Source organism: Prevotellamassilia timonensis, from assembly GCF_021531665.1.
In the GTDB taxonomy this organism is placed as follows: Bacteria; Bacteroidota; Bacteroidia; order Bacteroidales; family Bacteroidaceae; genus Alloprevotella.
The window spans coordinates 88,500-100,359 of record NZ_JADYUH010000004.1; the positions used below are offsets into that span (position 1 = coordinate 88,500).

Here is an 11,860-nt window from a genome sequence, read left to right on the forward strand (position 1 = left end):
ACACATTGCGGGGCTGCACCTCAAAACAAAGATGCAACCCCGCAAACTGCAAATCACGTAAAACGCAAAACTATTTCAACTACATGCGCAGCGAATCGGGCCATTCAGCCATCGCCCCCTGCTGCGTGCAAACATAGGCAGCCACCTCCACTGCATGCTCGTGAGCCACGCCGACGGGAGTATTCCGCAAGAGTTCGCCCACCAGCGTGGCGGTGAAACTGTCGCCCGCGCCCACCGTGTCAGCCACCTGAACTTTCGGTGTGACGCGATAGGACGTTTCAACCGGCGTAAAGACGTAACTTCCGTTGGCGCCGCACGTGAGCACCAGGATGCGGAGACCGTAACGCTCCATCAGACTTCGGCACAGCACTTCCGGACTTCCGGCTCCGAGGCGCAGCAATTCGCTCACGAGGACCAATTCTTCGTCATTTATCTTGAGCACATTGGCGCGGCGACATGAGGCTTCGATGATTTCAAGCGTGTAGAACTGCTGCCGCAGGTTGATGTCGAACACCTTGAGACGTTCTTCGTCTGAGGGCATGGCATCGAGGAAACTGAAAATGGTTTTACGAGAAACCTCGTTGCGCTGTGCCAGCGAGCCCCAGCAAACAGCCTGAGCCTGACTCGCCAGATTTGCCAACGCCGGTGTGAAAGGAATGTTGTCCCAGGCGACTCCCTCGCAGATGTCATACTGCGGGATGCCTTGTTCTCCGAGCGAAACGTTCACCACACCGGTGGGAAAGTCCACACGTGCCACAGCCTCGATGTTAAGTCCTTTTCCTTCTAAAGTGGCAAGTGCTTCTTCACCCAAAGCATCATTTCCGACGGCACTCACCACGCGGGAATCCATGCCAGCCTGTCCGGCGTGGAATGCAAAGTTAGCGGGCGCACCGCCTATTTTTTTACCATCGGGCAGCACATCCCAAAGTGCCTCGCCCATGCCTACAACAATTGGTTTATTCATGATAGTATGTCTTATTATTATTTTTTCAATTTCACTGCCAAGGCAACAAGATAGCAGGCTGCCACAGCCATGACAATCACTGCTCCCTGCTGTCCCACGGCATCAGAGGCGATGCCCATGAGAAGCGGAAGAACCGTGCCTCCAAAGAGTCCCATAATCATCAGTGCACTCACGGCATTTGCTTGTTGCTCTTCACGCTGCAGGGCTGATGCAAAGATAATGGGAAAAACGTTGCTGTTGCCAAAACCAATCAAGCCGATGCAAACGTAGAGTGCCATCTCGGTGCGAATCACCATCATGCCCGCCAGGGCAAGCAGCATCATCACACTGCTCACCGTCAGTACGACACGGGGTGAGAGACGCTGCATGAGTACGCTGCCCAAAAGACATCCCGCCGTGCGGCAGACAAAATAAACACTGGTGGCGAATCCCGCGGTGGCAAGGCTGAGTCCGGCATAGTGCATGAGCAGACGAGGAGCGGTGGTGTTGGTGCCGACGTCAATGCCGACGTGACACATGATGCCGCAGAAAGCGAGCAGAATGAACGGATTGCGCAGCAGGGAAAGGGTGGAACCCACGCTGCAGGTGGTGGAGGCAGGCCGCTCTTCAATGGGAGTCGCTGCAAGTGCCAACACTGCCAGCACACCCACCAAACCATAGACAAGAAAGAGGACTCTCCACTCAAGCCCCAGCATCGGCAGTCCGCCCATGGCGCCCCATGCTGCCAAAAGCGGTGCCACAAACGAGGCGATGGCTTTGACGAACTGACCGAAGGTGAGCGTGGGAGTGAGTTGACGACCCGACACGATGTCTGACACGAGAGGATTCAGCGATGTCTGCATGAGTGCGTTGCCGATGCCCAGCAAAGAGAAAGAAACGAGCATGAGCACATAGCCCTCTCCCAAGAGCGGCAACACAAGAGAGAAAAGAGTGACCACGAGCGAAAGCAACACCGTGCGCTTGCGTCCGATGCGATTCATGAGAATGCCCGTGGGAACGGAGAAGAGCAGAAACCAAAAGAAAACGAGCGAAGGGAAGAGATTTGCCTGCGAATCTGTCAGATTCAGGTCGTGCTGCACATAGTTGGTGGCAATGCCGACGAGGTCCACAAAACCCATGGCAAAGAAACAGAGCAACACGGGCAACAGGCGAAGAAAGGATTGTCTTGACATAAGAAAAAAAGGATGAAAGAGGATTCTGAAAAGGGAGGAACAGGGAGGGAGCATTCAGTCGCCTGCCCCAATGAGAAAGAAAGCGAGACCTGCCGAAGTGCGCTTTTTTACGCATTTCCTTCATGTTTCACCTAACCTTTGTGACAGCGCACTGCTGGCAGGCCTCGCTTAAGGGGTGTTCTAAGAATTAGGTTGAGTTGATTGAACGTTCCTTATCCCGTAATTTATAGAACACCCCTTATATATAGAAGTGTGTGTTGGTTCTATTTGGCATCCGTCATAGCGGCGTTCATGGGATAGAGCACTGCCTGCTTGACTTGTGCGTTTTCATCACTGAAGAAGCGGAGACGATCGTAGGGTTTGGTGGGGAAAACAAGGTTCGTCATGGCAACACGTCCACCATCCACAAAGAGTTCGATGGAACTGCGGTCTGCGAAGATGCGCACTTCGTGTGCAGCGGTGAGGTCAGGCACCGGAGCCCAAGTGGCATGGGCAAAGTCATTGACGAAGTGCAACAACCCATCCACGCAGGCTCTGCGGCTGGAACTGGTTTCCAACTGGTGCGGCTCAATGTCCTTGCCAAAATCCACTATGCCGCTCTCCGCACGGTCCATCACCACACGGTGGTTTTCAGAGTCAAAGTAGATGACGGTCTTCTCGCCCTCGGCGTTGCTCAGTTCCACGCCGGTGCGACCTTTGGCAGCGGGCTGCATGTGGAATTGGAGTTCAAACGCGCCATTGTCTGCCACGTGTTCCACGCGCTTCTCTCCCAGATTGAAGTCACCGATTTTCTCTTCCTTTCCGCGCAGGGAGCTGAGTTCCTTGACCGGCGCAGCGCTGAGCAGCAACTGACCGTCGGCAGCGGTGTAGAGATTCAGTTCACGCGGCAGCGCATTGGCGGAGCGATACTGTCCTTTGCTGGGCGTGAGATTGGCATATTGCCAGTTGCTCATCCAAGGCACGGCGATGGTGCGGTCGCCGGTGTTGGAGAAGCAGACCGTAGCATAGTGGTCCTTTCCCCAATCCAACCATTTCACGCAGTCGGGCTTGGTGTCGCAGGTGAAGCGATGACCGTCGAAGTCACCCACGAAATACATGGTACCGCTTCCACCATAGACGAAGCCGGGATTGATGTTCACAATCATCACCCACTTCATGCGTTGCTTGTCGCCATCGACGGGCAACTGAACGAAGTCGGGACACTCGAACTGATTGGGTTGCGGTCCGTAGCCTTCGCCCCACTCGCTCATGTAGGTCCAGTCTTTGAGATTACGGCTTTCGTAGAAGCGCATGTTCTTGTCGGCGCTGACAATCATGACCCACTTCTCCTGAGGAGCATACCAGAAGACCTTGGGGTCGCGGAAGTTCTCCAATCCGTCGAAGGGTGTGATGATGGGGTTACCCTCATACTTGGTGAAGGTGCGACCGTTGTCGCTGCTGTATGCCATGCACTGCACCTGACGCTGATGACCGGGTTGCATGTTGCGATGCGAAGTGTAGAAGGCGATGATGTTGTTGGTTCCCGTGCCGGCATCGTTGCGGGCATCCACCACACACGAGCCACTGAAGATGTGTCCCATGGTGTCGCGCTCAATGGCTACGGGCAAGTGCTGCCAGTGCACGAGGTCGCGACTGACGGAGTGCCCCCAGTGCATGTTGCCCCACACTGAGCCGTAAGGATTATACTGGAAATAAAGATGATACTCTCCGTCTTTGAAGACCAATCCGTTGGCATCGTTCATCCAGCCGTAAGCCGGTGTGTGATGATAGACGGGACGGAAGATTTCGCGATTGGTGATGTCAAACGTGTCTGCCACCTGGAGGTTCTCCCAAGCCAAAGCGTTGGCTGCAAGACCGCGAATCACAATGGAGTCACCGGATTTCCCGCTGAGAGGAAAGGGCACGGTGTAGTCAATCTTGCCGACGGCAAGGCGCACGTCCATCGGGACATCGCCCAACATCACCTGAGCCTCAGCCTCCTTCTCCTCGATGGGGAGCAAGAGATATTTGGCATTGGTTTCGATGTGTGCCACGGTAAGGGAGTCGCCTTGATGCGTCAGATGGATGAGTTTCTCCTGTCCTGTGCAGGCACCAAGGGTGACGAGGGTTGCGCTCATAAGGCATCCCGTGAGAACCTGATTCATTACGTTTTTCATGGATTTTTATATTTTTGGATTTATAAGGTTAGAAAGTGATTTTTGCGGAGAACTCCACGGTGAAGGGACGGATGTAACTGCCCGCCATCCAAGCACCGTTATACTGTGCGGCATCAGCCTTGTCCACCAGTTCTGCTCCGGCAATGCTTCCCTTCGCGCCGGTCTGGTTGAGGAAGTTGATGACGGTGGCGCCCAACGTGAAGTGCTTGTTGGCTTTCCATTCCACGCCGCCGAAGGTTTCCCAACGACCGTTGAAATAGTAGGCGTTCTTGATGTTAGCGTAGGTCTTTGAGAAATAGCGGAACGAAGCCCAGATGCGCAGAGCATCGCCCAGGAAGGTGTAACTTGGGTCAATCTCGACCAGCACTTTGGGAATCTCAGTCACGATGTTGCCCGTGGCGTTGATGCTGCTGACGGTGCCATCGCTGAAGGTGACGCTGGTTTCATAGCGTTTGTATTTGGGCATCTGATAGGTGAAGAGCAGGTGCAGGTCGAATCCCTTGAAGGGTTTGAGCACAGCATCGGTGGTCCAGCCAATGGTCTGAATGTCGTAGGTCAGTGCCGATGCTTTCACATCGTGGCTGTCGTTGGGATTGATGAGGTTGAGCGTGGAGTTGTTGTTGGTTTTTCCGATGTAGGAAACGAGGGAAGTGAGGCTCACCCATTTGTTGTTGTAGTAGATGCCGGCGCGTCCCAAGGGAATGCTGATGCGTCCTGTGTTCGGCATCTCGGCAGGTGAGAAGTCGTTCATTTTGGGACGCTGGGTGTTGTAGGTGAAGTCGGCGGTCAAACCGAAGTTCTTGTTCACCTTGTAGGTCAGCGCTGCCGTGAAAGCCATGTTCAACCAATCATATTTGAAGGGTGTGGGCGCAATGACGGTTCCGTCGGGAGCCGTGGCACCAAGATGATAGCCGGCGAAACGTCCGACGTAGTTGCCGTCGGCATTGCGGACAGCGGCATTCTGACCCTCGACGTGTTGCCATTCCAAACGGGCGCCGTAGTAGGTGTGCCACTTCGGCGTGATGTCCCAATCGTGAGTGGCATAGAGCGCCAGTTTGTTCTCCTTCCCTTTGTAATACTCCGACGCGTTTTGGTTGAAGTTGTAGTAGGGCGTATCGCCATAATAGTGTGTCTTATCGTTGGACGTGCCGTAGAGCATGCGGGGCATCGCCTCGACGGTGTGGTCATACATCGTGGTACTGGAGGAATAGTCCACATCATAGTGCCATTGGTTCAGTCCCACGCGCCATGTCATGTTTTTGCTTTTGCGTTGCAGTTCTGTGGTCAGGAAAGACTCGTCGATGAAGCCGCGGTTGAAACAAGACATGCGACTCTGCACATGACCGGCGTAGGGGGTGTGCGTTCCGTCAGCCTCACGCAGCGTGTAGCCTGCCGTGGCGTCCACCTCGCTCATCGCCATAGGAGTCTGATAGAGATAGGAACCGAGGGCGTGGTCATATTTCAGACGTGTGTTCCACTCCCAACCTTTTCCCCAGCGGTAAGTGTTGAGCAACGTGATCTGATTGCCACGGCTGGCGGTGCCGTCGTAGAGACTTATTTCCTTGACGCGACCGTCGCGCATGTCCATATAAAGGATGTTCGACTGGTTGGGAAGATAGGAACTCGTGCCCAAAGCAAAACCGGGAATCTCCCTCACGGAACCATCGCCGACATAGATGAAAGGCGCACCGGTCGTGGCGTTGGAGAGCCAATGACTGTTGCTGTAATGATAAATCGCAGAAAGGCGACCACGCCCCTTGGCATATTCCTTGGTGAGTGCAAACTTATAAATCTCCGTACGGTCTTGATACTGCGCAAAACGCAACTTAAAAGTTCCGGGGTCAAAATTCTGGTAAGCACTACCGCTGTAGGACCATCCCTTGCCCAGCGCGCCAAAGACATTGACGTCAAATTGTTGCTTGCCGAAGTGGTTCGTGTTGTAGTTCACCACGCCGTTGAAAGGACGTTTGGTGTCCGTACCGAGTTGTCCCCAAGAGTTCACGGCGTAGCCGATGTTACCCGTGGTGATGGCTGTTTCTGAAATCTTGAGCAGTCCGCTGTGTTGCAAACTTCCGTCACCGCGCCAGTGCGTGTTGACGTTGTGCGGATTGGAGTTATAGACCACAGGCAATCCATTCTCAAGCACGTTCACATCGCCGCCCGGCAATCCGATGGAAATTTCGCGCGGACCATTGGCGCTGGCAGCATTGAGCATCACGTTGCGACTGTTCTCCTCTGTGTCACTTGTCCGCAGCGTGTCGTTCTTTTCACTTTGTGCACAAGCAGGCAACGCCAAGAGCGCACATGCTGCGAACGACCATACTCCTTGAGACAAGAACGGAGTGTGTTTCCGGTTTTTCATACGATTTAAGGTAAAATTGTAAGGTATAAAGAATGAGTGATTTTACGGTCATCCGCGGATTTGGAACTGCATGCCGGAATGGGAGCGGCAAGAGCAAAGCATCCGGTGGTGCGATGACGGTGCAAAAGTAGAGCGGTTGCGCGGCGACATACGAAAATTCTGTTGCATAGACATGTAGGAATGTTGTAATGCAACATAATTGATAGGAAATGCAACATTTGTTGCCTCTCGGCGGCAGCGTGGGAGTGCTTATTCCGAAACTTTTTTTACATTTGTTGCGAAAAACACTCATTTTCTTTTCTCTCCTATCTCTCTCCCATCTCTCTCCTAACCTTATGTCTTCACATATTTCTCCTCCTCTTCGTTCATTTTTTTGGTTGGCACTTTGCTTCTGCTGTCTGCTGACGACCGGCTGCCGCAAAAAGAATTCCGGACTGCGCATTGGCGTGGCACAATGCAGTGACGACTCCTGGCGGAAACAAATGAACAGCGAAATGCAAACCGTGGCAGCCACACGACACGACGTGGAACTTCACTTCAGACACGCCCACGACGACAGTCAACTGCAAATGGCTCAAATCGACAGCTTCGTCAGTGAAGGCGTGAACCTCATCATCCTCGCACCGAACGAAGCAGACGCAGTCTGCCCCGCTGTGGAACGGGCATGGCGTGCCGGCATTCCGGTCGTTGTCGTGGATCGACAAGTCAACACGCCTCACGTTGCAGCCTATGTGGGAGCCGACAATTTCCGAGTCGGACGAGAAGCGGCCCAATGTTTAGCAGCCAAACACCCGGAAGGCGGCGTCGTCTGGCAAATCACGGGACTGACAGGCAGCACACCGGCGGCGGAACGCACCCGCGGATTTGCCGAGGAGATGAAACTGCATCCGCAATTTCGCTTGCTGACACCCGCCGACGGAGGCTGGAAAGCAGACAAGGCGGCACAGGCAACACGACAACTGCTGGAAAAAGGAGAGAAACCTGACTTCGTCTTTGCCCACAACGACCCCATGGCGGCTGCCGTGCACCAAGTGATGCAAGAGCACGGACTGAAGCCGGGCATCATTGGGGTGGATGCACTTGACGGAAACGGATTGGGTTTGGACCTTGTCGAACAGGGGAAACTGGAAGCCACCATGTTCTATCCCACCGCAGGCGACCACGTGCTTGACCTCGCACTTCGTCTTCTCGACGGAAAACCATACGACACCACTGAGAGGCTGGCAACCGCACTGGTGACAAGCGACAACGTGGGAATTTTCCGCCGCCAAGCACGCGAAATGGCGGAGCGCGAACAACGCATCAATGCGCTCGCCTCCATTCTGAATCAGACGCTGAGCGAGTTTCAGTCACAACGCCTCCTACTCTTCGTCGTGATGGGTGCCATCTTGCTCATGCTCGCCCTCTTTGCAATGGCACTGCGCGCATACTGGCAAAAGATTAAGTGGACGCATCGTCTGGAAACTCAAAACAAACTCCTTGAACAACAGCGCGACGAACTGGTGCGCATGTCAAGACAGGTGGAGGAAGCCACGCAATCAAAACTGAACTTCTTCACCAATGTGTCCCACGATTTCCGCACACCACTCACCCTCATCGCCAGCCCCATTGAACAGTTGCTGAACACTGCACCCGAAAACTCGGAGACCAAACAACTGCTGCAGACGGCACAGCGAAACGTGGCAGTCATGTTGAGACTCGTCGGACAAATCCTTGACATCCGACGCATTGAATCAGGACGGATGCCCATGCACCTGAGTCGGGTGCCCGTCGTGAAGAAAGTGAAGGAATGGACACGCAACTTCGAACCCATGGCAGCCTCACAAAACATACAACTAACTATAGACACCGAAGGCTGCGCCAACACGTCGGAGGAGTTCTGGCTTGACGAGGAAAAGGTGGAACGTATTCTCTTCAACCTGCTCGGCAATGCCTTTAAATTCACACCTGAAGGTGGGAAAATCAGCGTCAAAATCTCCGCCACACTCGAACAACAAACACGATGGCTCACACTGCGCGTCGCCGACTCGGGACGAGGCATGACACCACAAGAAGTCGGACGCGTGTTCAACCGTTTCTATCAGACCGATGACTGTAACGGCGGTTCGGGCATCGGACTCACCGTGGCTCAAAACTTCGCACAACTGCACGGCGGGGACATCACTGTCGAGAGCAACGGAGAAGGACAAGGAAGCACCTTCACCGTCACACTCTGCGAACAGCCCGCACCCACCGATGGGCAGGAAAGTGCTGCCGGAAAAGGCGCACTGCACATCAATCCGGTGGAGATTATGCCTGCCCCTCAAACTTCTTCGCACAATGACACTGCCTCAATCCACGATGACACTGCCTCCCGCCCGCTGCTGCTGGTCATTGATGACAATGCCGACATACGCTCCTATCTGACAAGTATGTTGCAAAATGATTTTCGCACCATCACTGCTGCCGATGGAGCCGCCGGACTTGCAGCGGCACGCAAGCATCACCCCGATTTGATTGTCTGCGACATGATGATGCCCGTCATGGACGGCATGACTTGCTTGAAAAGCATCAGAAACGATGAAGAACTCAGCAGCACACCCGTGGTGATGCTCACGGCTTGTGCGCTTGACGAGGAACGTGTGGCAGGATATGAGGGCGGTGCCGATGCCTACATTGCCAAGCCTTTCAGCTGTGCGGTGCTGCGAGCCCGCCTGCTGAACATTTGCGAGAACCGACGCAGACTGCGCGAACTTCTGTCTCGAGGCACGGGACTGCCGCCGCAGTTGGCAGTGCCCGACACCGACAAAGACTTTGCCACCCAACTGCGCCGATGCATGGAGCAGCATCTTGCCGACACGGAATACGGAGTGGAGCAAATGGCTAACGACATGGCATACAGTCGTACGCAACTCTATCGAAAGGTGAAGGAACTCACCGGACTTTCTCCCTTGGAAATCATGAAAAAAGCCCGACTGAACCAAGCCCGCGAGATGCTCCTTCGTGGTAAAACACCGGCTGAGGTGGCTTATGCCACAGGTTTTTCCTCTCCCTCTTATTTCAGCAAATGCTACCGCGCGGAATACGGTCAAACGCCGTCCGAAACAGTTCCTGGAAAATCCTAACCCAAGTTTGATACCATCATAATTCTTTCAACTTTCTTTGGACTATTTGTGGGATTAACTCTCTGTATATCCATGAATGTCAAACTTGGGTTAAGATGATGACCGGTTTTTATTGTCCTCTGAACACTCCACTATACGTATATTATAGGGAAATAAAAATCCTGCAAACCCTACACAAAACCCTACATCCCCTTTGTATCTCTCTGATTCTCCGCACGTTGCACTGTGTAGGGTTTGCAGCGAAATTCCTACACAAACCCTACATGGAACCCTACATGGGAACTAAGAGTCAAAGAGACTAAGAGACTAAGAGACAAAGAGAGGAAGAGTCAAAGAGACTAAGAGAGGAAGAGACAAAGAGAGGAAGAGTGAAAGAGAGGAAGGAAAAGTGAAATTTGAGGAAGGGAAATTAAAATTTGAGGAAGGGAAATTAAAATTTGAGGAAGGGAAATTAAAATTTGAGGAAGGGAAAGAAAAACTAGGGGAAGGCTAAGAAAAACTAGGGGAAGGGAAAGAAAAATTTGAGGAAGGGAAAGAAAAATTTGAGGAAGGCAAAGAAAAATTTGGGGAAGGGAAAGAAAAATTTGAGGAAGGCAAAATAAAATTTGAGGAAGGCAAATTTTAACCGGGTGCGCTCCTAGTTTTTCTTAGGTGCGCTCCCAGTTTTTCTTAGGTGCGCTCCTAGTTTTTCTTAGGTGCGCTCCTAGTTTTTCTTAGGTGCGCTCCCAGCAAGAAATGTTTCTCCATTAATGCCCAATAATTGTCTCATTAATTCTGAACAAATCGTGAACAATTCGTGTTCAAACAATCAATTCATGGTCAATTCGTGAACAATTCATGAACATTCATGTTTCAAAAAGACGACCTTTCGTCTTTTCGTCCTTCGCCCTCTGTCTCTTCCACTCCTTTCCTCTTTCTTCCTCTCCTTTCCTCTCTCTTCCTCTCCTTTCCTCTCTCTTCCTCTCTTTTCCTCTCTTTTCCTCTCCTTTCCTCTCTCTTCCTCTTTCTTCCTCTCCTTTCCTCTCTTCTTAAGTTTTTTTAATGCCCACTCCGCAAAACCCGCCAACTCCCTAAAAACCAAAGACTTAAGAAAAAGACACTTTTGACTCAAATTTTTGAGTCATGGGAAACCGCTAAGACTCAAAGCGTTAGGTGAAAAATTCGCCCAATCATTTGCTCACTTCCCCGCCGACCCTACACTCCACACGCCGCCGAAACTGACCCTACATGCTCCGCCGCAAAACCCTACATCATGTAAGGTTTTATGTAGGATTTGCCGACCCAATCCTACACACCTAACCACTCTGATAATCAAACTTTCAACCCGCTTTGTGTAGGGTTTGCCGAGAGTGTATGAACCCCTTGAAAACCGTATAGGTCGGAAAGGCGAAAACGCGCGTTTGCGCGCGAATCCTACTTACTTTTTCAAGTTGTGCGGTTTTTGTCGTTATAATGATAGTAATTTAAAACTTCTTGACAAATGAGCAAAAGAAAATAGTGGGCAAAAAACTTGCATTCGCCTTTTTCGGAACGTATATTTGCAAACGGATTCGGGTAGTATGACCCACTACTGTAATAGGTTTGCAAAGCAATGGGATTCCATCTTGACACTTCGGTCAAGACAGGGTGAGGTATTACCTTTTCCGAACGGTTTCCGAACGCCTTTTTGAACGGTTTCCACATACTACTCCGAACCACTCAGTTCCGTAACAAACTCAAAAAAATATATATGAAAACCAAGAATTTGAAAGTCCTTTTGGCGAAGAGACTGATCAAGGACATCTTCGCAAATCTCGGGGAACTCTGCGCGTTGATGGCGAAGGGTCCCCTCCCGATGAGAAAAGCATCCGAGTGGCAGACCCCCGACTTCTTTGCTACCCCTCCGGCGTCGCATGTGCAGAAAGTACAAGAAGCGCAAGAAACACAAGAACCGCAGGCAGCACAGGCTGTCACTCAGCCCCCAAAACTCGCTCAGCCTCAAAAATCCCCTCAGACGCAAGACGTTTCAAAGAAAAAAGCCGGACGCACAGCAGATTTCTACGTACGCCCGAGTCAGGTGAAGGAAGTGATTGAGGCACAGTGGGACGTGCGCTGCAACGCCA

Annotated in this window: 7 protein-coding genes; 2 read left to right on the top strand and 5 right to left on the bottom strand. The window is 52.3% G+C overall.

Going from position 1 to position 11,860, the window contains the following annotated elements:
• Positions 1-79: 79 nt before the first annotated feature.
• The 4 genes from I6E40_RS02155 to I6E40_RS02170 form a co-directional block, all read right to left on the bottom strand.
• Positions 80-964: a carbohydrate kinase family protein gene (locus I6E40_RS02155; RefSeq protein ID WP_235385206.1), complete on the bottom strand. Its 885-nt coding sequence runs from the start codon at positions 962-964 to the stop codon at positions 80-82.
• A 17-nt stretch (positions 965-981) separates the two neighbouring features.
• Positions 982-2,136 carry an MFS transporter gene (locus I6E40_RS02160; protein ID WP_235385207.1) on the bottom strand — a complete coding sequence of 385 codons (1,155 nt, stop codon included), beginning with the start codon at positions 2,134-2,136 and terminating at the stop codon, positions 982-984.
• Between the two features lie 263 nt (positions 2,137-2,399).
• Entirely contained in the window at positions 2,400-4,292 is a 1,893-nt protein-coding gene (locus I6E40_RS02165) for a GH32 C-terminal domain-containing protein (protein WP_235385208.1), read from the bottom strand.
• Between the two features lie 28 nt (positions 4,293-4,320).
• Positions 4,321-6,654 (bottom strand): TonB-dependent receptor, encoded by a 2,334-nt coding sequence (locus I6E40_RS02170; protein WP_235385209.1) that lies wholly within the window; start codon positions 6,652-6,654, stop codon positions 4,321-4,323.
• A 335-nt stretch (positions 6,655-6,989) separates the two neighbouring features.
• Between I6E40_RS02170 and I6E40_RS02175 the strand changes: the two genes are divergently transcribed.
• Positions 6,990-9,758, top strand: a complete 2,769-nt coding sequence (locus tag I6E40_RS02175; protein WP_235385210.1) for a substrate-binding domain-containing protein — start codon at positions 6,990-6,992, stop codon at positions 9,756-9,758.
• Between the two features lie 835 nt (positions 9,759-10,593).
• On the opposite strand, the gene I6E40_RS02180 is transcribed toward I6E40_RS02175, so the two are convergent.
• Complete coding sequence (locus tag I6E40_RS02180) at positions 10,594-10,869, bottom strand: hypothetical protein (protein ID WP_235385211.1); 276 nt, start codon at positions 10,867-10,869, stop codon at positions 10,594-10,596.
• A gap of 618 nt (positions 10,870-11,487) precedes the next feature.
• Between I6E40_RS02180 and I6E40_RS02185 the strand changes: the two genes are divergently transcribed.
• Positions 11,488-11,860: hypothetical protein (locus I6E40_RS02185; RefSeq protein ID WP_235385212.1), on the top strand; the 373-nt coding region annotated here is incomplete at its 3' end.

Bases quoted from the DNA above. Each gene is read 5' to 3' on its own strand.
- I6E40_RS02155 (WP_235385206.1), bottom strand. From the start codon at position 964: ATGAATAAACCAATTGTTGTAGGCATGGGCGAGGCACTTTGGGATGTG.
- I6E40_RS02160 (WP_235385207.1), bottom strand. From the start codon at position 2,136: ATGTCAAGACAATCCTTTCTTCGCCTGTTGCCCGTGTTGCTCTGTTTC.
- I6E40_RS02165 (WP_235385208.1), bottom strand. From the start codon at position 4,292: ATGAAAAACGTAATGAATCAGGTTCTCACGGGATGCCTTATGAGCGCA.
- I6E40_RS02170 (WP_235385209.1), bottom strand. From the start codon at position 6,654: ATGAAAAACCGGAAACACACTCCGTTCTTGTCTCAAGGAGTATGGTCG.
- I6E40_RS02175 (WP_235385210.1), top strand. From the start codon at position 6,990: ATGTCTTCACATATTTCTCCTCCTCTTCGTTCATTTTTTTGGTTGGCA.